The following is a 19,887-nucleotide window of genomic DNA, read 5'->3' on the forward strand; positions in this document are numbered from 1 at the left end:
TTCGCTCTTATTCGTGATCTGCCAGCACAGCTACGCCTGGCAGCTCCTTGCCTTCCATAAATTCCAGCGACGCCCCGCCACCTGTAGAAATGTGGGTCATCTGCTCGGCTACGCCCGCTTTTTCCACCGCAGCCACGGAGTCTCCGCCGCCGATGATGGTCGTACCCGCGCACGCTTCCATCGCTTTGGCGACGCCGATTGTGCCTTCTGCAAAAGCGTCCATTTCAAACACGCCCATCGGTCCGTTCCAAACGACCGTTTTGGACTCGACAATCACGCTACGGTATTGTTCCACTGTTTTTGGCCCGATATCGAGCGCCATCCAGCCATCCGGAATCGCATCGATGGAAACGACTTTTTTCTTCGCGTCAGCCGCAAAGCGGTCTGCCACGACGACGTCGACTGGCATCAAAAGCTCGACGCCGCGCTCTTTTGCCTGCTCCATCAAGCTACGAGCCAGATCGAGCTTGTCATCCTCGCACAGCGATGCGCCGATGCCATAGCCTTGTGCCTTGAGGAATGTATTTGCCATGCCGCCGCCGATAATCAAGTGGTCAACCTTGGTCAACAAGTTCTCAATCACAGCAATTTTATCTTTTACTTTTGCGCCGCCGACGATTGCCGTAAATGGACGCTCTGGCTTGGACAAGGCTCCGCCCAGGAAGCGAATTTCCTTTTCCATCAACAGCCCCGCTACAGCCGGTATGTATTGGGCAATTCCCGCTGTGGAAGCGTGTGCCCGGTGTGCTGCCCCAAAAGCGTCATTGACAAACAGATCGGCCAGCGCCGCAAAGCTTTTTGCCAGTTCCGGATCGTTCTTTTCTTCTCCCGCATGGAAGCGCACGTTTTCGAGCAGGATCACGTCTCCGTTTTCCATGCGCCCGACTGCCGCTTCTACGTCTGCCCCTATGGAATCATCCAGCTTGCGCACTTCCTTGTCCAAAAGCGAAGACAGGTGGGAAGCGACAGGAGTAAGACGCATCTCTTCCACTACTTGCCCCTTCGGACGGCCAAAATGGCTTGCCAGAATTACTTTGGCCCCTTTTTCCATCAGGAAACGGATAGTTGGCACAGCAGCGCGAATGCGAGTATCATCGGTAATTTTCCCGTCCTGCATCGGCACGTTAAAGTCGACACGGCAAAATACGCGCTTGCCTGCCAGCTCAACATCGCGGATAGATTTCTTGTTCATGAACGATCCTCCCAAATCATTGGCTTTTTATTCGGAAAAAACATATGGGAAAAGGGAGATTGCTCTCCCTTTTTCACAACAGTTCTATTTTACGTGTTACAAGCCGCGCTGTGCAACAAAATGACACAAGTCTACGACACGATTGGAATAACCCCACTCGTTATCGTACCAGGAAACGACTTTCACCATGTTTCCTTCCAGGACCATCGTGGACAGCGCATCGATTGTGGAGGACGCCGGGTTGCCGTTGTAGTCGGAAGAGACGAGCGGAGCTTCGGAGTAGCCCAGGATGTTTTTCATCGGACCCTCTGCCGCTTCCTTCAGCGCGTTGTTGATCTCTTCTACCGTAACATCGGTTTTCAGCTCGGCTACCAGGTCGACAACCGACACGTTTGGAGTCGGTACGCGCATCGCGAAGCCGTTCAGCTTGCCTTTCAGCTCAGGCAGCACGAGTGCCACTGCTTTTGCTGCCCCTGTGGAGGTAGGGATAATGTTTTCCGCAGCAGCGCGGGCACGGCGCAAGTCTTTGTGCGGCAGGTCGAGAATTTGCTGGTCGTTGGTGTAGGAATGCACGGTGGTCATCAGACCGCGCACGATTCCGAACTTGTCGTTCAGCACTTTGGCAAACGGCGCCAGGCAGTTGGTTGTGCAGGACGCGTTGGAGATGACGGTGTGCTTCGCCGGATCGTATTTGTCCTCGTTTACGCCCATGACGATCGTAATGTCTTCATTCGTAGCAGGAGCAGAAATGATGACTTTTTTCGCTCCGCCCTCCAGGTGCTTCGCCGCATCTTCGCGCTTGGTGAATCGGCCTGTAGACTCAACGACGATCTCTACTCCGTAGTCGGCCCATTTCAGTTGGGCAGGATCGCGTTCAGCGAGAACCTTGATTTCTTTTCCGCCCACGATCAGCGTGTTTTCGCCCGCTTCTACAGGCAGGTCCAGCACACCGTGCACGGAATCGTATTTGAGCAGATGAGCGAGCGTTTGCGCGTCAGTCAAATCGTTTACGGCTACGATTTCTACATTCGGATTGCTGAGTGCTGCGCGGAACACGTTGCGACCAATTCGTCCAAAACCGTTAATCCCTACTTTTACCATGAGAAAAAACCTCCTGCTCGTTAGCTAGCTTTATTCTTTGTGGCTATAAACCCACCTTCCGGCGAAAAGCCTCGGGTGGAGAGAATCGTGACAATCGGCAATACAATGCTGAAAAACACGAAGGGCAACGTCTGTACAGTAGGAACGCCGAGCGTCAAAGCCATCACCATCGACAGGCCGTTCCACGGGATCAGCACAGGCATGACAACCGTGGAGTCCAGCATCGTTTTGCCCAGCAGCTCGCGTCCGCCGGTCCATTGCGAGAACCGTTCGAGAAGCGTCGAGCCAAGCACCAGAATCGGAATGGTCTGGTTGCAACTGATAATGACGACCAAAAGTGACAACGCTGCCGCTTTTGCTACCAGTACGGTCGGATTTTTCGTATTGCCCATCAATTTGTCGACAATCGGAGTAAGTATGTTGGCCTGGTTCAAAATGCCGTTCAAAAAGCCTGCCAGGACAATCAGCAGCAGAACGTTCAAAATGGCAACCATCCCGCCGCCGTGCACAAGCTGATCGAGCGGTGTGCCCGAGTGCAGCTCGTATCCGTACAGCATGGCGGAAAAAAACGTCTTGGCGTCAAGCTGTCCGTGAATGCCCACCATGACGGCGCTGACCACGATTCCGTACAAAAGCGCGGTCACGGCCTTTACTCGCAGGGCGAAAGACCCGATCAGGACAATCAGCGGCAGCATGAGCAACCCATTTAGCGAAAAGTGGCTGGACAACAGCCCTTGATACAACGAAATCATCTCGCCGGAACCGGTCTGTGTGCGAAACAGATCCATGAGGAGAAACAGCACGGCGCATATGCCTGTCGCGAGCATGGCAGGACGCCTGGTTCGCCTGTCCTGTTCTTCTGTCATTCCGACATTGGACAGGACGAGCAGCCGGCTGCTGGAAATCGGCGAAAACCGCTCTCCCACCATCGCTCCGGAGATCAACGCGCCACCGACAATCGCTGGCGAAATGCCTGCCGCATGGGCAATCCCCATCAGCGACAGGCCGATGGTACTCAAGGTGCCAACAGAGGTCCCCAGCAGATAACTGACCGCTCCTGTCAGCAAAAAGGAGAGAACAAACAAATAGTCGACGTTGACGATGGACAACCCGTAGTAAATGATCGCGGGTATGGTTCCTCCCATCATCAAAAGCGGAATCAACACGCCCACCAAGAAGAGGATCATGAGAACCGGCTTCGTCTTCTTGACGCCTTCCCAGCCAAACGAGAATTGCTGCTTCAAGGAATAGCCCAGTTTGCTCACACTAACCAGTGTGACCAGGATCGCAAAAACAATCCCCAGCGCAATCGGAAAACCGAGTGACAAACTGAACACAATTCCTGCAATCATCGCCAGGATGGGCATAACCTGCGCCATAGACATACGATCAGCTTCCTTCCGTTACAATCGTGCGGACAACAAGGCTCTTGCAGCCCCTTCATCCGTAATGAGTACATTCTGACACGATTGTTTGGCAAAGGAAAGAATCGCTTTTGCCTTGCTTTCGCCCCCCGCTATGGAGAGTACCGTTTCAGCTTTGTGCACTTCCTCCAGTTGCAGCCCGATCGTCGGCATCCGGTGGACGATTTCGCCCGCTTCATTAAAGTAGTAGCCGAAGGACTCAGACACCGCCCCGGCTTCTGCCAAATCAGCGAGCTCCTCTTCCGAATAATTGCGGCGGCGAGCCATTGCGAGGGCGTCGCCGATGCCGTGCAGCACGATGCGCGTATCCCGCAAAAGCGAGAGCACATCTTGCACCTGCGGCTCCTTGAGCAGCGTCTGCAAGGCTTCCGGATGCAGGCGATCCGGCACGTGAAGCAGCCGGTAAGTAGCGCCAGTCTTTGCAGCCATGGCAGCGGCAAGCGAGTTGGCTTGCAGCTCCACTCTCTCGCCCAGGCCGCCGCGTGCGGGCACAAACTGCACATTTTTGAACGAAGCGGAAGGCGTCAAGTGGTTGGCTACGCTTGCGATGGAGGTGCCGCCTGTCACGGCGACAATATCTCCCTCCTGAACGACCTGCTTCAGCACTCTCGCTCCTACGCGCCCCAGCTCATCCTTGACCCACGGCGACTGGTCTGCGTCGCCCTGCACCACGATCACTTCCGGGATGCCGAGCTTCTTTTGCAGACCTTCTGCCAAGTCTGTAAGGCCAAACAGTTCGCCTACGAGCGGCTCCATGTCATCCAGCACCTGCTGCCCCTCTCCGCTCAGGTGCATCCCTGCGGCGGTAACCGTCAACAGCCCTGTCTCCTTCAACAGCTCGACTTCCGCCCGCAAAATACGCTCTGTCGTATTCATCGCTTGCGCAAGCCCTCTGCGTCCGATCGGCTGCAAGTGGTAGATCGACCGGAGCAGCATATACCTCTCGCGCAAGACCTGAGTCAGATCAGGCAGCAGCTTTTGCTGCAGTTCCAGTAATCGTCGCATGTGCTTACATCCTTGGCTGTAAAATTGATCGGGACATTTTTTGTCCCTGTATATACATTTTTTGTCCCGATTGGTGCAAAAAAAAGATCACTTGCTTCACCTTGAATGTAGCATATCGGCGAAAAACATGCAAGCTCCCCCTAGCCCAATCTTGGCAGGGGGAGCTTTTCTTCCATTCAACTGGTCAACTGGCGCTTCCGAAACTCAGCCCGCAGCTCCTCGATCGTCACTACATGCGTAATCGAACGGAACACTACTTCTCCGTCGATCGCCACTACCGGAATCACCAGCATCATTTCTTCGTGAAGCTGTGCGTCGCTCTCAATGTCCACGATGTGCAGTTGCAACGGAAACTCCTCCGCCAGACTGCGGATGGCAAGCTCCACATCGTCGCACAAATGGCATTTTTTCCGTCCGTACAGGACGACCTCAAGCTGCTTGTTGTTCATTGTCGTTTAAAACCTCTTTCGTTTTGCAGAGGACGGGATCAGCATTTCTTCGCGGTACTTGGCGACCGTGCGGCGAGAAATTTCGATTCCTTCCGCAAGCAGCATTTCCCCCAGCTTCTGGTCAGACAGCGGCGCCTTGCGATCCTCCTGCTCAATCAACGCCTTGATTCTGCGTTTGACGCTCTCCGAGGATGTCGCAGACCCGCTGGAAGTGGTGAGGGCGGAAGTAAAGAAGTATTTCAGCTCAAAAATGCCCCGCGGAGTCTGCACGTATTTGTTGCTGGTCGCACGGCTGATCGTCGATTCGTGCAAGCCGACCCGCTCGGCGATCTCCTTTTGCGTCATCGGCTTCAAGTAATGGATGCCGCGGTCGAAAAAGTCGCGCTGCATGTCCACGATCGCCTGGGTGACGCGCATCAGCGTCAGACGGCGCTGTTCCAGGCTTTTCGCCAGCCACATCGCAGCGTTAAGCTTGTCGTGGATAAACTGCTTCGCCTCTTCCTGGCTTTTTTGCTGACTAAGCATTTTCTCATAAAAGCTGTTGATTTTCAAACGCGGCGCCGCCACATCGTTGACGAGCACGACGTACTCGCTCCCGACCTTTTCCACCGTCACGTCCGGGATGACGTATCTCGTCTCCGCCTGGGAAAACTGGGCGCCGGGCCTTGGATTCAGCGTGCGGACCAAATCCGCCATCGTCTGCACTTCCTGCGGCGTGCAGCCCACTTTGTCGGCAATGCGCTGGTAGCGGTTGTCGGCGAGGTCTTGCAGATGGTTGCGCACGACCAGGACGATCTTTTCGTCGTCGAGGGCCAGGTGCTCCAACTGCAAGAGCAAACATTCCTCCAGACTACGCGCCGCCACGCCTACCGGATCAAAATGCTGCAACACCGACAGCACATCCTCAATCTCCGGCACGTCTACCCCGAGATTGCGGCTCGCTTCCTCCAGCGTAATTTCCAGATAGCCTTTTTCGTCCAAATTTCCGATCAAAAACAGTGCGATTCGCTTTTGCAGAGGCGAGAAGCCTTTTACATAGCCAAGCTGCCGCTCCAGATGCTCATACAAGTTTTCGTTGCCTTGCTGCACGTAATCCAGCGGGTTGTAAGTGCTTTCATTTTTTGCCGGAGAATAATCGCCTGTCGCGCGGTTTCCGACGATTTCCTTCCAGTCGATTTCCGGCGCCGGCTTTTCTGCTTTTGCCGTAGCCACTTCCGCTGCCACTTCCAGGTCAAATACAGGATTTTCGTTGGCCTGATCCTGCAAATAGGAGATCAGATCAACAGCAGAGTATTGCAATATAGTAATGGCCTGACGCAACTCCGGCGTCATCACAAGTTTCAGCGTCTGTTCCTGATACAAACCCAATCCCATGTTCATGAAGCTCGCCCCCTTCCCACTGCTTCTTGCGAATGTCTCTTTAATTTTCATTATATTCGTTCTCTCTTGCAATTTTCCTGCCAATTTTTGAAGAGCGTACACAAAAAATTGAGATTGCTTCCTGTTCACACTCATGAAAAAAAATCACACAAAATCTCGTTTTTCGTTTGCATTTTTCCCCGTGGATGACTTATAATTAATTAGTGTCACCCATTATATTGCACGCCTGTAGCTCAGTGGATAGAGCAATGGTCTCCGGAACCATGTGCGGGGGTTCGATTCCCTTCAGGCGTACCATACGAAAAAGACTGGATGCATTCCAGTCTTTTTTCTGTTTACAGCCCTGTTTTTCGCGCCAAAAAAGCCTGCGCAGCGCCATCCTCGCCGCAGGCTTGATTTTTTCCGCTCTACTGATCCAGCTCTTTGCTCGCCGCGTCTTTCCCCGGCAGCGGATCAATCTGCTCCGGTTTCCGGGAATAAGCTTTATTCGTAACCAAAATCGTGGCCCCGATGATAAGAACAAACGTCAGGACAAGAACGATGATAAACCCCGTGCTCATGCATACACCCCCGCCAGTTTTTGCTCCCTACATTATAGCCTATTTTTTCGGCGCTTTTGAACCTTCAACCGTTTACCAACGATAAAGTACCAGCCAATCCCACTATATTCTAATTTTGGCGATAGGAAAACACCGTCAACAACACGAATACTATCTCGACACGACTATCCAAATAATTGAACCGCAAGGCAGGATATTTATGACAGATCAGCTAAAGCCCACGTTTACGTGGAAAAAGAAGCATGTTCCGCGCCAGATGACGAGTCTCCTCTTTCCCGACCAGATTTTGAAAGCGTTTTTTCACTATACGACAGATGCCATCTCCATCAGCAACATGGACAACCGCATCGTGCTGGTCAATCAAGCGTTTGAGCAATATTACGGGTGGTCGCTGGAGGAGCTTGACGCTTCTCCGTACTGTTTTATCCCGGACGAGCTCGTCAACGAAACGAGACAACTGTTTGACGCCGTCAGGAGCATGGGCGTTCATTTGACCAACTACGAGACGGTGCGAAAGCGCAAAGACGGGACACTCGTAGAAGTTACGCTGTCCGCAACCCCCATCCGGGACGAAAATGGCACCATTATCGCGGCCTCCTGCGTCACGCGCGATATCTCCGACCGCAAGCGGATCGAAAAAGCGCTGCGCCAGACCGAAACCAAGTATCGGCTGTTGATTGACCATACCCAGGACCTTGTGACGATTTTCGACGAGACGCTGCAGCGGATATACGTCTCTCCATCCATCGAGCAGCAGCTCGGCTACTCGCCTGCCGAGCTCGTCTCTCCGGGCAGCCTGGAAATCACTCATCCCGAAGACTTCCCTCTGCTCCTGGCCAAACAGCGGGAAATTTTCCAAACCAAACAGCCCGTCTTCCTCGAGCTTCGTTCCCGGCATAAAAACGGCGCGTGGATCTCCTTCGAGACGCGCGGCATTCCCATGGTCCAGGAAGACGGGACCGTCAAAAACATCATGTTTGTGTCCCGCAACGTCACGGAACGCAAAGTTTCCGAGGCGGCTTTGTCCCGCATCAAAAAGGAAAGCAAAATCATTGCCGAGCATACCGACGATTTGATTTTGATTACCGACAAGCATGGCGAGATCGTGCACCTCTCGCCTTCCTATGAGCGGGTCACAGGGACGAGCCAGCACGCCGGGCCAATGTGCTTCCAATGCGTTCACCCGGAAGACGTCGAGCGTGTCCGCGAGCAATTTCACGATCTGGTCCGGACGCTGGAGCCTCGCACCTGCGAATTTCGCTACCGGAGCGCGCATGGCGACTGGATCGTTCTGGAGGCAAAAGGCGCGCCGATTTTGACCGACTGCGGCGAGTGCGACGGCTTTATCATCGTGTCCCGCGACATTACCGAGCGCCGCAACAACGAGCTGCTGCTCCGCCAGGCCGAGAAGCTCTCGGTGATCGGCGAGCTGGCCGCGGGCATCGCGCACGAGATTCGCAATCCGCTCACTTCGCTGAAAGGCTTTATCCAGCTTTTGAAGCCGACGCTGAGCGAGCAACAAATGTACGCGGACATCATGCTCTCGGAGCTGGACCGGATCAACTTCATCGTCAGCGAGCTGCTCGTGCTTTCCAAGCCGCACAACGTCCAGATCAAGTCGCTTTCCCTTGTCTCCTTGCTGGAAAACGTCTTGACCTTGCTGGCATCGGAATCGAACCTGAAAAACATTCCGATTCACACGTCTTTTGAGTATGCCCCCGTTATTTCCGGCGAAGAAAACCAGTTGAAGCAAGTGTTTATCAACATCGTCAAAAATGCGCTCGAAGCGATTGACGGACACGGCGAGATCATGCTTGCCACCAGCGCAAAGGCCGATCAGGAGGTACTGATTACGATCGCGGACAACGGCTGCGGAATACCGGAAGAGCTGATTCCGAAGCTGGGCGATCCTTTTTTCACTACAAAGGAAAACGGAACCGGCCTGGGCCTGATGATTAGCAGCAAAATCATCAAAGACCACGGAGGCCACCTGGAAATCGCCAGCAAACGCAATGAGGGCACGACTGTAAAAATTACGCTCCCGATTGCGCACGAGCAAAAAGGGCCATCCTAAAAAGGCGTCAAGCCAAACAGCGTGGAAGATGGAGGTGCCCTATGGACTTTACCAAAATGAGCACGAGCGAGTTCGTCGCCAAAATTCGCGAATCGCAGGCGAAAAATCTGAGAAGCCGCAAGCACCAAGGCTACGGCCACCCGGAAAAACGGCTGCCGAGCAAGCAAGGAATCTGGTAAGATCGCAAAAGCCCACCCAGGAGCGTCAAGCTCGCTTGGGTGGGCTTTTTGCTTTTCGCTTATTGCGGGTCTTGCTTGTTCAGGTTGCGATCTCGTTCGGACTTTTGCTTCTGGGTATCCTGGGTCTTGCTGCTGTGCCCTTGATTGCCGCCGTTTTTCGTATTGCGATTGTTTGACATGCGAATGCCTCCTTCTAGCTGGTCTTCGTGCCAAACGTAGTATGTCCCAAACGGCTCGTTCCTACCGACCGATTACTTCGCTTCGCCGATGTAAACTTTTTTCCCGTCTTCGTATTTGTACACGTAGACGGACGCGAACTCGTTGTCGCCTTTTTCGTTGAAGGTCACGTTTACGAATTTGCCTTTGTAGTCTTTTGTTTTGTGCACGGCTTCCAGCACTTGCTCACGGGTTGGCTTTTTGCCGCCGTTCGCTTTGATCGCTTCTTCCAGACCGTTGAGCATTACGCCCATGGAATCATAACCGAAAGATGTGAAGATCCCCACTTTGTTGCCAGTCGATTTTTCGAAGTCTTCGATCCATTTCTTGCCTTCTTCTGTAGCGCCTACGTCACCGACAGTCGAGGTGAAGACGACGTTGTTCGCATTTTCAGCGCCGGCGATTTTCACCAGGTCAGCGGAGTCGTAGCCGTCTCCACCCATGAAGATGCCTTTGAAGCCTTTTTCGCGCGCCTGCTTGACGATGATACCAGCATCGGAGTAGTAGCCGCCGAAGTAGATCATTTCCGGATTTTTCGACACGATCTGGTTGATGACCGCGCTGTAATCTTTCTCGCCTGCGGTTACGCCTTCGAAGCCGACGATTTGCACGCCGTCTGCTTCAAACTGCTTTTTCACTTCTTCCGCAAGACCTTGGCCGTAAGCAGCCTTGTCGTGCATGATGAACGCCGATTTTACACCGAGCTGGTTTTTCGCGTAGATGGCTGCCTTGGAGCCTTGCTGGTCATCACGCGCACAGATGCGGTGTACGATCTTTTTGCCTTGCTCAGTCAGGTCAGAACCTGTTGCGGATGGAGATACCATCACGAGCTTTTCTTGATCGTATTGGGCAGCGGCAGTAATCGAGGCACCAGTTGTTGCGTGGCCGACGACACCTACCACATCAGGGTTGGAAATCAACATTTGGGCGACGGCTACCCCTTGTTTCGGGTCAGCCTGGTCGTCTTGTGCGGAAAGCTGTACGTCAAAGCCGAGCGCCTTGAACGCCTCCTGCTTTTCCTTCAGGGCGTATTCCGCACCTGCTTTGGCTGTGCTTCCATAATCGGAATATTGGCCGGACATCGGACCGACTACGGCGATAACCAGCTTCTCCCCTGCTCCGCCGCCACTGGTGCTTCCGCCTCCGCTGTTCGATTGTGGGGCGCTGGATTGACCGCCGCCGCAACCTGCAAGCAATGTCCCCAGTGCTACCGTAGCAGCCAGAATTGACAGTGATTTCTGTTTTTTCATAGCAAAACATCCCCCTCTTTATTTACGAACAAACTATGATGCACTCTTTCATTGTAGGATATTTTAGAAAATTTGCAATAGAAATGATAATATTTCTCCTGTTTTATTGCCTTGGTTTATATTTCCGTGCAGTATATTTTCAGAAAATTAAATAAAAACAACCACATCCCGCAAGAGTGGTCGTTTTTATGGAAAAATATTATTACTCTTTGTATTTTTGGGAATACGCTTTGCACGTAACGTATATGGCCAATACTACAAAGCCAACCAGCATCGCTACACTGGCAAACGTGGTTCCTTGCATGAGTGTAAGTCCCCTCTCGATTGCGCCTGCTTTTTCTCTATTATACGAGAAGCGCGAAGGCAATCACAACGGAGGAATCATCCAAAAGGTTACGAATTGATCTCGGTTGTCAGCTTGTAGGTGAGTGTTTTCGCATCGTAAGTCACTTTGGCACCCAGCTCTTGTGCGATGTACACCAATGGTACCAGCACAGCTCCGGTAGTTGCACGCGGCGGGTTCGGCACGCGGATTTCCTTGCCGTTTTTGTAAGCAAACGTGCTGTTTTCATACATGCGCAGGCCGTACTTGTTATCTTTGGAAACCAGAAGCGATTTGGTCATGGTATCCCATGCTGCTGCGCCTCCGAGTGCCAATGCCAACGTACTTGCGTTTACATAAGCCACTCCGTTTTCAGTTACGATGTCTTGAGGAAACGGCAGCTCTTTGCCATTCAGCTCAACTTTGATTTTCAGTTGTTGCTGTGCAGGTGCCTGTTGGGCAAAAGCAGCAGTCGCTGCAACACTTCCTGTCAGCAAAGCGGCTGTAAGCATCAATGTGGAAAACTTGCGAAGCATACTAAACACCCCTCGATTTTTATGAAATGAATTCCAATTTTATCATTTTCGACACATATCTGCTTTTTCCTCTTTTTCATTCCATACTTTTCCTATGTTAACGAGACGCCAAATATGCCAAAACTATGGAAATCAGGCGTGCTATCCCGCGAACAAATGTTTTTGTGCACAACCTGTTGATAAAACTGTGGATAACTTTGTTTGAACGGAGGAAGCTCTCATGGCGAGCGATCGTTTTTTTCTGATTTACCAGGAAGCCAGCGATGAAGAATGTTTGCTGACCATCCAGCCGTACAAAAATCAGCAGGAACTGGCAGAGGCCATCAATCAGCTTTCGGCCAAGCAGGTGGAGGAATATACGATCATCAAGGGGAAAAAGATGAAGGCGACGCTCAAGCTGGCTGTCGACCTGACGGAAGCAGACGACGCGGAAGAAGAATGAATGCTTTCCTTTTGCCATAGGTTTAGGGAGAGGCAAAATGGCAAACATGGTAGTGAGGGCGTGCACTTATGTGTTTGACCTTCATTGACCTTTTGTGTATGATAATCTTACAAAGAGAGGAGGAAGACGAGATGCACATGAATTTGATTCCAACTGTCATTGAACAGACCAACCGCGGTGAACGTGCTTACGATATTTATTCGCGCCTGCTCAAAGACCGCATCATCTTTCTGGGAACCCCCATCAATGACACGGTAGCCAACATTGTGGTGGCCCAACTGTTGTTCCTTCAGGCGGAAGATCCGGAGAAAGACATTCATCTGTACATAAACAGTCCTGGCGGTTCCATCACTGCCGGAATGGCGATTTACGATACGATGCACTTCATCAAGCCAGACGTCTCCACCATTTGTATCGGAATGGCCGCTTCGATGGGCGCTTTCCTGCTCGCTGCCGGAACAAAAGGCAAACGCTATGCGCTGCCAAACAGCGAAGTGATGATTCACCAGCCATTGGGCGGTGCACAAGGTCAGGCAAGCGATATCGAAATCGCGGCGAAACGCATTTTGAAAATGCGCGACCACCTGAACACCATCCTGGCTGAGCGTACAGGACAGCCGCTGGAGCGCATCCAGAAGGATACGGATCGCGACAACTTCCTCTCTGCCCAAGAAGCAGTAGAGTACGGATTGATCGACAAAGTCATTACTTCCGAGCCTTCTTCGAAAAAGTAACGTCTGCGTCAAAAAACACTCGTGCCCATCGAATTGTTGGCACGAGTGTTTTTTTATAGGGCGCTGTATGTACCTCGGTGGTCCCCTGTCGGCACGCCCTTATCATTCGCTGACAAAGCAGCCGTGAAAACGCCAGGACGTCCCGCGCTCGGCTTGCCAGCTACGCTTTTGTTTCGTTTGCGAGGGTAGACTTAGACTTCTTCCAACTGACTGACGTACACAGTCAAGCTGTTGCCGGGGTTTCTTTCCTGATGAATGCGCGCGGTAGACGTCCTCTCGTCGACTGCATCGATCCACACCGACTCGCCTTGGTATTCTACCTTGATTTTTTCAGGAGAATAAAGAATAGCCTGCGCTCTTGTCAGATCCATAGGTTCTTCCCTCTTATCGCTCGTCGTCTAAGGCTTGCTGCGCGGAGCTTGCCCCTGTCATCGTATCCACGCTCGTTTCCTCGATCAAGCCGTTCTGATCGGAAACGATTCCGCCTCCAAGTCCTTCATTTATCATCCGGTCGATGTCCATGTCGTATGCATCCCGACCTTCGTTGCAGCTATCCCGACACGTGTCACGATTGCTCATGAGTCATTCCTCCTTTATTGCGCTCTACATTGTTTAGCAATACCCTGCGCCACGCAAAATGATGCATGGACGCAAAAAAAGACACCCCCGATTAAGGGACAGTGTCTTTCGTCCATCGTTTTCTACTCTTCTTTGCTTACCAGATTGGAAAGGCTCGAAACTGCCTGGGAGGCATCCGGCCCTTCTGCCAAGATGGTAATCTCCGTTCCCGAGCTGATGGCGAGGCTCATGATACCCATGATGCTTTTCGCGTTGACCTTTTTGTTGCCTTTTTCTACGAATACTTCCGATACAAAACGGTTGGCCTCTTGTACGAAAAAGGCAGCCGGACGAGCCTGCAAACCGGTCTTCAACTGAACCACAACCTGCTGTTGAACCATGAATGGACCTCCTAACCTTGTAGACTATTATCCTTTAGTATATCATGCATCTACAACGAAAGATTTTGTTTTTCACGTATTTTGTCAGCGATTTCGTTAATTTTTCGCAAGCGGTGATTAATTCCCGATTTGCTGACAACTCCGCTTGGGACCATTTCCCCCAGTTCTTTCAAATTGATGTCGGGGTGTGCCACACGAAGTTCGGCTACCTCACGCAGACGTCTGGGCAAGTTCTCCAGCCCGATTTCCTGGTCGATGAGCTGAATGTTTTCCATTTGTCTTGTGGCAGCGTTTACCGTTTTGTTGATGTTGGCAATCTCGCAATTGTGCAAACGGTTCACAGAGTTGCGCATGTCCTTTACGATCCGGACGTCCTCAAAATACAACAGAGCCTGGTGTGCTCCGATCAGGCTCAAAAACTCCGTGATTTTCTCGCCTTCTTTAATGTAGAGGACGTACCCCTTTTTCCGCTCGATGCACTTGGCATTTAGTTTATACCGATTGGCGATCTTGGTCAATGCTTCGCAAAAATCCTGATAGGAGGTGAATATCTCCAGATGATAGCTGGATGCCTCCGGATGGTTGACCGAACCGCCTGCCAGAAAAGCACCGCGCAGGTAGGCAGCCCGGCAGCACGACTTTTTCACAATCTCGGGAGCGATCCCGGGTACGAACGACAGGCTGCTGTCCATGATCGCCAGGTCTTGCAAAATTTCATTGGCCTGGTTAGGTATTCGCACGATGTAGACGTTGTTCTTTTTCAGCCGCATCTTTTTGCGAACGAGCAGCTCGCAGTGCGTCTGAAACAGCTTTTTAATCAAGGTGTAAATCCTTCTGGCAATCGCCGCATTTTCCGTCGTCACATCCAGCACCAGGCGTCCTGCTCCGAACTGCAAGCTCCCGTTCATACGGATCAAGGCAGACAATTCGGCCTTGCTACAGCAGTCGGCGCCCTCCATCATGGTCAGTTCTTTTTTGGTATGCGCGGCGAATGACATCGAACCTCACTACTCCTTCTCTATCTTCAGCACCCTCCGTCTGCGCTTGACGAGTGAAACGACTTGCTTGCTCACGGCATGCGCATCGTGACGCAGGTAACCATCCTCAAATGTAACCAACGGCTTTGCGACAATATGCAAGCCGAGCTGACGCAGCTTTTTCAGGTCACAGGGGACAGGAGCCGCTCCTTTCTCCGCGTATTTTTCCAACACGTGGTTCGGCAGCTCGGCTGAATTGACAATGATCGTATCCAGAAATGATTCTTTTACATGATCGTACATGACCTGCACATGCTTCGAGGCGGTGAAACCGTCCGTCTCTCCTGGCTGTGTCATTACGTTGCAAATATAAATCTTCGGGGCCGTTGAGCGCTTGATCTCAGCAAACAGACCGCGCACCAGCAAATTGGGCAGTATGCTCGTGTACAAACTGCCCGGTCCAATCAAAATGGCATCCGCCTCAGCAATGGCCAAAAGCGCCTCGCTCAGCGGCACAGCGTCTGCCGGATCAAGGAAAACCCGTCTGATTTCCTTGCCTGTCAGCGGTATTTGGGATTCTCCGATCACGATTGAGCCATCCGTCATTTCGGCTTTCAGACGAATGGATTGCGTGGACGCAGGCAGCACATCTCCACGCACCGCCAAAACTCCGCTCAATGTTTTGACTGCGGTGACAAAATCTCCCGTGATTTCGTTCATTGCGGCAAGTAATAGATTTCCCAAATTATGCCCTGCTAATCCCGTGCCTGAGGAAAAACGGTACTGCATGACTTTTTCCATCAACGGCTCCGTATCGGCCAAAGCAGTCAGCACATTGCGAATATCTCCGGGCGGCAGCATATCCATTTCCTCGCGCAGACGTCCCGAGCTTCCCCCATCGTCTGCTACGGTTACAATCGCTGTAATATGCACCGGCTCATGCTTCAAACCGCGCAAAAGGACGGACAGACCCGTTCCTCCGCCAATGACGACAATTCGTAATGGCCTTGACTGCAGCCTCCCCATTCCCTTAGTAGGCATATGTCACCTCATTATTTCTGATACAAATAAACAGGTGGCGTTCTCTTGCGGATGACCTAACGTTTTTCTTCCTGCCATCCTATGCTCACTTGTTCTTTTCCATGTCTCGATGACTGACGCGGATGGTAAAATCTTTTCCGAAGGTCTGGCCCAGATGCTCTGCAATCGCGACCGAGCGGTGTTTTCCGCCCGTACAGCCGATTCCGATCACAAGCTGGCTTTTGCCTTCGCGCTGGTAATGAGGCAAGGTGTACGCCAAAAAGTCCGTCAGCTTCTCGATGAACTCTTTGGTTTCCTTGTGCTTCATCACGTAATCAGCCACCTCTGGATCGCATCCGGTCTTGGGCCGCAACTCGTCTACATAATGCGGATTCGGCAAAAACCGGACATCAAACATCAAGTCCGCGTCAATCGGCGTACCGTATTTAAAGCCAAACGACAATACATTGATCGTAAGGGGTGATCCTTGTTGTGCGTATTGGTTGATGATTTTTTCCCGAAGCTGCGCTGGCTTCATTTGACTCGTATCGATAATCTGATGCGCCCAGCCCTTCATTTCCTGCAACAGACGGCGCTCAGCATGAATTCCTTCCAGAGGGGAACCGTTCGGTGAAAGCGGATGTCTGCGACGAGTTTCCTTGTAACGGGAAACCAGCGTTTGGTCGTTCGCATCGAGGTAGAGGATGTGATACGACAATCCCTCCATCTGATCCAGGCTCTCGATCGTCACGGAGAGACTTTCGAAAAACTCCCGTCCACGCAAGTCGATCACCAAAGCGACACGCTCAATACTCCCGCCAGACTGTTTGACCAACTCGGCAAATTTGGGAATCAGTACTGGGGGCAGGTTGTCAACGCAAAAATAACCCAGGTCCTCCAAGCTTTGTACAGCAACTGTTTTTCCCGCACCTGACATTCCGGTAATAATCAGGAGATTAATGGCCTTGTCGTTTCCCAATTCCGTCACGCAACTCGCCTCCTACGATTCTGACAATAGCATACCATACTCGCGCCCCTATTCGCACCTTTTTGGGCGCTTCCCCACTTTTCCCAGCTTTCGTTTCCGCTCGCGAACAAGCTGTTTTTGGACAAAAAAAGATGCGCGACTGAAATGCCAGCCACGCAACAATGTTTATATAGATAAGGGGGTCAATTCATTGTCTTTATCTTACCCTTGAATTATTTCACTCATGTTACAAGCACGTTAAGAGATTGTGACATTTTGTTCCTTTAGCTTTTCGTTCAGCTCTTCCACGTAGTGTTGAGCCGATTGGGCCGCAATGGAACCGTCTCCGGTTGCTGTCACGACCTGGCGCAGCATTTTTTCCCGAACGTCACCGGCTGCGAACACGCCTTTTACTTTGGTGTGCATTTTTTCGTCGGTGAGGATGTACCCTGCGTCATTGGTAATGCCCAACGAACGCACGCTTTCGGTCAACGGGTCCATACCTACGTAGATGAACACGCCGTCTGTCGCAAACTCTCGCTGCTCGCCAGTCTTGGTGTTTTCCAGGAGGACGGACTGCACTTTGCCTTCTCCGCGAATTTCTTTTACAGCGGAATCCCAGATCACTTCGATCTTTTCGTTTTCAAAAGCGCGTTTTTGCAAGATTTTTTGCGCGCGGAACTGATCGCGACGGTGGACGATCGTCACTTTGGAAGCGAAGCGGGTAAGGAAAACGGCTTCCTCTACCGCGGAGTCGCCGCCGCCTACGACAACCAGCTCTTTGTTGCGGAAGAAAGCGCCATCGCACACAGCGCAGTAGGAAACGCCGCGGCCGGACAGCTCTTTTTCCCCTGGCACTCCGAGCAAGCGATGCTCGGCACCTGTTGCGACGATTACCGCTTTGGCCAAGTATTCCTTGTCCCCAGTGATTACGCGTTTGTACGGTTCTTCATCGCGAATTTCCTTGATCTCGCCGTAGGCGTACTCTGCACCGAACTGCTGCGCATGCTCGAACATTTTGGTGGAGAGGTCAGGACCGAGAATGGAAGTGAAGCCTGGATAGTTTTCGATTTCCTCCGTATTGGCCATCTGGCCGCCAGGAATACCTCTCTCCAGCATCAGAGTGCTCATGTTGGCGCGGGAAGTATATACAGCAGCCGTCATACCAGCAGGGCCGGCTCCGGCGATGATAACGTCATAAACTTTTTGCTCGCTCATATCTGTTGCCTCCTCGTCTGACACGCTTCTTTTATTTAAAATTATTATAATGTAATAATCTATTTAAAATCAAGTGTCGACAATACTTTGACGCATTTTGCTACGGTTGCCGTGGAGATCCCGTATTTCTCGGCCAGATACGCTTGCGATTTTTTGTTGTTCCCTATTGTTCCGTATACATATTCTAATGCAGCGATCCATGCAACTGCTTTCCGCACTTGTACTTGGCTTTGTGCGTATTTCTGATGCTTTTCCCAGACGCGCAGGCACCATTCTCCGGCCTCTTGCTGTCCTTCTGCGAGCAGGTAGCGGTGAATCCCTTCTTCTACGCTCATCTCAGCCTGAACGGCACTGCTTTGGTGCCCTTTTACAGCCGATTTGGGCGCATCCTCGGGCATGGCCGCTCCCATGTCTGCCAGCGCCAGCAGAGCCAGCTTTTGCAGTTGGGGATTGTCGGTCTGGTAGTAAAATTGGCGAACAGCGTGCTCAGCCTCATCATCGCCAATCAACGACAAAGTTTGCAGAACGGCAAATTTGACTTCGTCGCGTCCATGCTGCAAGGCCCACAAAAGCGATGCGCGAATCATCGGATCGTTTTTGAAGTCCTCTACTCCGGTAAACGGCGCCTTTTCCCAGGACACGTCGCGTTGCGGCGGGTTGTACTGGTACGGAATCGGCTTTATAGTTTCCCCTTCTTGCTCGTTTTTTACCATCTGGATGTACTGGTCGGCAATTCCGGATTCCGGGTCCATCTGCTTGGCTTTTTGCCACCAGCGCAAAGCCTGGTCTTTTCGCCCGCTCAAGTACGCGGAGATCGCCGCATAGTGGTAGGTGCAGGCTTCGTGCGGACGGCCCGCCCGCAGCATCCGCTGGTAGTGGAAGTACGCCTCGTCATGCTGTCCAAGCACTCCCATGGTCGTTGCCAGCTTGTACGTGTTTTCCGGGTGAAACGGAACGACCTTTTTTAGCATGTCCATCAACGCCAGCAGTTCTACTGTATGGTTGTGATGGGAGAGCAAAACGGCGAGGTTGCACAGCGCATGCAAGTTGCCGTGCTCCTTCTCCAGCGTCTTGTCGATCGTCTCCATCGCTTTTTGGAAATCGCCCACATAGTAATAGGCGAGCGACAAGTTGTTCCAGGCCGGCAAAAAGTCGGGGTCGGCTTCCACGATTTCTTTCAATATATCCAGCGCTTCCAGGAAGCGGCCTTCCTCCAGACTGCGGCGTGCACGCTCATGCTTGCTGTACACATCCTCGTTTTCACTCGGCTGGAAGTGGCGCGGCGGCAAGTCCAGCTCGAAGTAAATGTAATCGAGCAGTTCTTCCGCTTCCTCGCGGTAATGCCCGTTGCCCGCCTCTTGCAGATAACGGACGGCCATTTCTTCTGCCATCTGGTAGTCTTCCAGATTGGCGTAGTTGTTCGCCATATAGAAGTACACTTCTACCATGGACGGGTCCCATTTTTCTATAATCTCGTACAGGACTTCATTCGATGCTTCAAACTGTCCGGTTTCGGCGAGGGCACTGGCCAGGTGGCAATGGCATTCCACATTGGCAGGCTCCATCTCAACGGCGCGCCGAAACGACCGCAGTGCTTTTTCATAGTCGTACCGGTTCAAAAAGCGCATTCCCCGGTCGACAAAAAAAGCGGCATCTTGCTTGAAGTCGACGACAGTTGTTTTTTTCAAAATACTTTTGTTATGTTTCATAAAACCTCCAACATCATAGGAGCAGCACTTCAAGTATCGTACCAGAAGCGGTGCCAGCCTACAAGCTGACTCGTCTTTTAAAGTGTGTATTTTACAGTTGAGACTCCCACGGCTAAAGCCGCAAGCCTTCCACCTTGCGGTGTACGGGTGGGATTCTTGAATGACTAAGCGTT

At 52.0% G+C, this 19,887-nt stretch carries 21 protein-coding genes and 1 tRNA gene; 5 read left to right on the forward strand and 17 right to left on the reverse strand.

The window, feature by feature from the left end:
• Positions 1–7: 7 nt before the first annotated feature.
• The 6 genes from AC3WJN_RS19015 to rpoN all read right to left on the reverse strand — a co-directional run bounded on the left by AC3WJN_RS19015 (position 8) and on the right by rpoN (position 6,551).
• Positions 8–1,192, reverse strand: a complete 1,185-nt coding sequence (locus tag AC3WJN_RS19015; RefSeq protein ID WP_007782199.1) for a phosphoglycerate kinase — start codon at positions 1,190–1,192, stop codon at positions 8–10.
• Positions 1,193–1,288: 96 nt separating this feature from the next.
• A complete protein-coding gene (gap, locus tag AC3WJN_RS19020) occupies positions 1,289–2,293 on the reverse strand; it encodes a type I glyceraldehyde-3-phosphate dehydrogenase (protein WP_005826932.1) in 1,005 nt (334 codons plus the stop codon).
• Between the two features lie 20 nt (positions 2,294–2,313).
• Positions 2,314–3,678: a Na+/H+ antiporter NhaC family protein gene (locus AC3WJN_RS19025; protein WP_005826930.1), complete on the reverse strand. Its 1,365-nt coding sequence runs from the start codon at positions 3,676–3,678 to the stop codon at positions 2,314–2,316.
• An 18-nt stretch (positions 3,679–3,696) separates the two neighbouring features.
• Complete coding sequence (locus AC3WJN_RS19030) at positions 3,697–4,722, reverse strand: sugar-binding transcriptional regulator (RefSeq protein ID WP_005826928.1); 1,026 nt, start codon at positions 4,720–4,722, stop codon at positions 3,697–3,699.
• A 176-nt stretch (positions 4,723–4,898) separates the two neighbouring features.
• Positions 4,899–5,171: a glutaredoxin family protein gene (locus tag AC3WJN_RS19035; protein WP_005826926.1), complete on the reverse strand. Its 273-nt coding sequence runs from the start codon at positions 5,169–5,171 to the stop codon at positions 4,899–4,901.
• Positions 5,172–5,177: 6 nt separating this feature from the next.
• A complete protein-coding gene (gene rpoN, locus AC3WJN_RS19040; RefSeq protein ID WP_007782190.1) occupies positions 5,178–6,551 on the reverse strand; it encodes an RNA polymerase factor sigma-54 in 1,374 nt (457 codons plus the stop codon).
• A 222-nt stretch (positions 6,552–6,773) separates the two neighbouring features.
• Here rpoN and AC3WJN_RS19045 point away from each other — a divergent pair.
• A tRNA-Arg gene (locus AC3WJN_RS19045) sits at positions 6,774–6,848 on the forward strand.
• Between the two features lie 110 nt (positions 6,849–6,958).
• Here the strand turns inward: AC3WJN_RS19045 and AC3WJN_RS19050 are convergent.
• Positions 6,959–7,111 (reverse strand): hypothetical protein, encoded by a 153-nt coding sequence (locus AC3WJN_RS19050; RefSeq protein WP_005826922.1) that lies wholly within the window; start codon positions 7,109–7,111, stop codon positions 6,959–6,961.
• A gap of 199 nt (positions 7,112–7,310) precedes the next feature.
• Here AC3WJN_RS19050 and AC3WJN_RS19055 point away from each other — a divergent pair, with 199 nt between their 5' ends.
• Both AC3WJN_RS19055 and AC3WJN_RS19060 read left to right on the forward strand, forming a co-directional pair.
• Complete coding sequence (locus tag AC3WJN_RS19055; RefSeq protein WP_005826920.1) at positions 7,311–9,185, forward strand: PAS domain-containing sensor histidine kinase; 1,875 nt, start codon at positions 7,311–7,313, stop codon at positions 9,183–9,185.
• Positions 9,186–9,226: 41 nt separating this feature from the next.
• Positions 9,227–9,364, forward strand: coding sequence for a DUF4023 domain-containing protein (locus AC3WJN_RS19060; RefSeq protein ID WP_005826919.1), 138 nt, complete (start codon positions 9,227–9,229; stop codon positions 9,362–9,364).
• A gap of 251 nt (positions 9,365–9,615) precedes the next feature.
• On the opposite strand, the gene AC3WJN_RS19065 is transcribed toward AC3WJN_RS19060, so the two are convergent.
• Both AC3WJN_RS19065 and AC3WJN_RS19070 read right to left on the reverse strand, forming a co-directional pair.
• Positions 9,616–10,830 carry a branched-chain amino acid ABC transporter substrate-binding protein gene (locus tag AC3WJN_RS19065; protein WP_007782179.1) on the reverse strand — a complete coding sequence of 405 codons (1,215 nt, stop codon included), beginning with the start codon at positions 10,828–10,830 and terminating at the stop codon, positions 9,616–9,618.
• Between the two features lie 393 nt (positions 10,831–11,223).
• On the reverse strand, positions 11,224–11,688 hold the full coding sequence (locus tag AC3WJN_RS19070; RefSeq protein ID WP_005826915.1) for a copper amine oxidase N-terminal domain-containing protein: 465 nt from the start codon (positions 11,686–11,688) through the stop codon (positions 11,224–11,226).
• 220 nt (positions 11,689–11,908) lie between these two features.
• On the opposite strand from AC3WJN_RS19070, the gene AC3WJN_RS19075 reads away from it, so the two are divergent.
• Complete coding sequence (locus AC3WJN_RS19075) at positions 11,909–12,130, forward strand: hypothetical protein (RefSeq protein WP_005826913.1); 222 nt, start codon at positions 11,909–11,911, stop codon at positions 12,128–12,130.
• 98 nt (positions 12,131–12,228) lie between these two features.
• Entirely contained in the window at positions 12,229–12,864 is a 636-nt protein-coding gene (gene clpP / locus AC3WJN_RS19080; RefSeq protein ID WP_255320479.1) for an ATP-dependent Clp endopeptidase proteolytic subunit ClpP, read from the forward strand.
• 191 nt (positions 12,865–13,055) lie between these two features.
• Here the strand turns inward: clpP and AC3WJN_RS19085 are convergent, their stop codons facing one another.
• The 8 genes from AC3WJN_RS19085 to AC3WJN_RS19120 form a co-directional block, all read right to left on the reverse strand.
• On the reverse strand, positions 13,056–13,235 hold the full coding sequence (locus AC3WJN_RS19085; RefSeq protein ID WP_007782170.1) for an H-type small acid-soluble spore protein: 180 nt from the start codon (positions 13,233–13,235) through the stop codon (positions 13,056–13,058).
• Positions 13,236–13,248: 13 nt separating this feature from the next.
• A complete protein-coding gene (locus tag AC3WJN_RS19090) occupies positions 13,249–13,443 on the reverse strand; it encodes a hypothetical protein (RefSeq protein ID WP_005826908.1) in 195 nt (64 codons plus the stop codon).
• A gap of 122 nt (positions 13,444–13,565) precedes the next feature.
• Positions 13,566–13,823: an HPr family phosphocarrier protein gene (locus AC3WJN_RS19095; protein WP_005826907.1), complete on the reverse strand. Its 258-nt coding sequence runs from the start codon at positions 13,821–13,823 to the stop codon at positions 13,566–13,568.
• Positions 13,824–13,873: 50 nt separating this feature from the next.
• Positions 13,874–14,821, reverse strand: coding sequence for a DNA-binding protein WhiA (gene whiA, locus AC3WJN_RS19100; protein WP_005826906.1), 948 nt, complete (start codon positions 14,819–14,821; stop codon positions 13,874–13,876).
• A gap of 9 nt (positions 14,822–14,830) precedes the next feature.
• Positions 14,831–15,841 carry a gluconeogenesis factor YvcK family protein gene (locus AC3WJN_RS19105; protein ID WP_007782165.1) on the reverse strand — a complete coding sequence of 337 codons (1,011 nt, stop codon included), beginning with the start codon at positions 15,839–15,841 and terminating at the stop codon, positions 14,831–14,833.
• Between the two features lie 85 nt (positions 15,842–15,926).
• Positions 15,927–16,808, reverse strand: coding sequence for an RNase adapter RapZ (gene rapZ / locus AC3WJN_RS19110; protein ID WP_007782163.1), 882 nt, complete (start codon positions 16,806–16,808; stop codon positions 15,927–15,929).
• A 237-nt stretch (positions 16,809–17,045) separates the two neighbouring features.
• On the reverse strand, positions 17,046–18,029 hold the full coding sequence (trxB, locus tag AC3WJN_RS19115; protein ID WP_255344297.1) for a thioredoxin-disulfide reductase: 984 nt from the start codon (positions 18,027–18,029) through the stop codon (positions 17,046–17,048).
• Positions 18,030–18,064: 35 nt separating this feature from the next.
• Positions 18,065–19,714: a tetratricopeptide repeat protein gene (locus tag AC3WJN_RS19120; RefSeq protein WP_005826902.1), complete on the reverse strand. Its 1,650-nt coding sequence runs from the start codon at positions 19,712–19,714 to the stop codon at positions 18,065–18,067.
• Positions 19,715–19,887 lie beyond the last annotated feature (173 nt).

Source organism: Brevibacillus sp. FW306-2-1A-C05A (assembly GCF_058781555.1).

What these genes read in the sequence shown, in the direction of transcription:
- AC3WJN_RS19015 (WP_007782199.1), bottom strand. Translation starts at nt 1,192, where the DNA reads ATGAACAAGAAATCTATCCGCGATGTTGAGCTGGCAGGCAAGCGCGTA.
- gap (WP_005826932.1), bottom strand. Translation starts at nt 2,293, where the DNA reads ATGGTAAAAGTAGGGATTAACGGTTTTGGACGAATTGGTCGCAACGTG.
- AC3WJN_RS19025 (WP_005826930.1), bottom strand. Translation starts at nt 3,678, where the DNA reads ATGTCTATGGCGCAGGTTATGCCCATCCTGGCGATGATTGCAGGAATT.
- AC3WJN_RS19030 (WP_005826928.1), bottom strand. Translation starts at nt 4,722, where the DNA reads ATGCGACGATTACTGGAACTGCAGCAAAAGCTGCTGCCTGATCTGACT.
- AC3WJN_RS19035 (WP_005826926.1), bottom strand. Translation starts at nt 5,171, where the DNA reads ATGAACAACAAGCAGCTTGAGGTCGTCCTGTACGGACGGAAAAAATGC.
- rpoN (WP_007782190.1), bottom strand. Translation starts at nt 6,551, where the DNA reads ATGAACATGGGATTGGGTTTGTATCAGGAACAGACGCTGAAACTTGTG.
- AC3WJN_RS19050 (WP_005826922.1), bottom strand. Translation starts at nt 7,111, where the DNA reads ATGAGCACGGGGTTTATCATCGTTCTTGTCCTGACGTTTGTTCTTATC.
- AC3WJN_RS19055 (WP_005826920.1), top strand. Translation starts at nt 7,311, where the DNA reads ATGACAGATCAGCTAAAGCCCACGTTTACGTGGAAAAAGAAGCATGTT.
- AC3WJN_RS19060 (WP_005826919.1), top strand. Translation starts at nt 9,227, where the DNA reads ATGGACTTTACCAAAATGAGCACGAGCGAGTTCGTCGCCAAAATTCGC.
- AC3WJN_RS19065 (WP_007782179.1), bottom strand. Translation starts at nt 10,830, where the DNA reads ATGAAAAAACAGAAATCACTGTCAATTCTGGCTGCTACGGTAGCACTG.
- AC3WJN_RS19070 (WP_005826915.1), bottom strand. Translation starts at nt 11,688, where the DNA reads ATGCTTCGCAAGTTTTCCACATTGATGCTTACAGCCGCTTTGCTGACA.
- AC3WJN_RS19075 (WP_005826913.1), top strand. Translation starts at nt 11,909, where the DNA reads ATGGCGAGCGATCGTTTTTTTCTGATTTACCAGGAAGCCAGCGATGAA.
- clpP (WP_255320479.1), top strand. Translation starts at nt 12,229, where the DNA reads ATGATAATCTTACAAAGAGAGGAGGAAGACGAGATGCACATGAATTTG.
- AC3WJN_RS19085 (WP_007782170.1), bottom strand. Translation starts at nt 13,235, where the DNA reads ATGGATCTGACAAGAGCGCAGGCTATTCTTTATTCTCCTGAAAAAATC.
- AC3WJN_RS19090 (WP_005826908.1), bottom strand. Translation starts at nt 13,443, where the DNA reads ATGAGCAATCGTGACACGTGTCGGGATAGCTGCAACGAAGGTCGGGAT.
- AC3WJN_RS19095 (WP_005826907.1), bottom strand. Translation starts at nt 13,823, where the DNA reads ATGGTTCAACAGCAGGTTGTGGTTCAGTTGAAGACCGGTTTGCAGGCT.
- whiA (WP_005826906.1), bottom strand. Translation starts at nt 14,821, where the DNA reads ATGTCATTCGCCGCGCATACCAAAAAAGAACTGACCATGATGGAGGGC.
- AC3WJN_RS19105 (WP_007782165.1), bottom strand. Translation starts at nt 15,841, where the DNA reads ATGCCTACTAAGGGAATGGGGAGGCTGCAGTCAAGGCCATTACGAATT.
- AC3WJN_RS19120 (WP_005826902.1), bottom strand. Translation starts at nt 19,714, where the DNA reads ATGAAACATAACAAAAGTATTTTGAAAAAAACAACTGTCGTCGACTTC.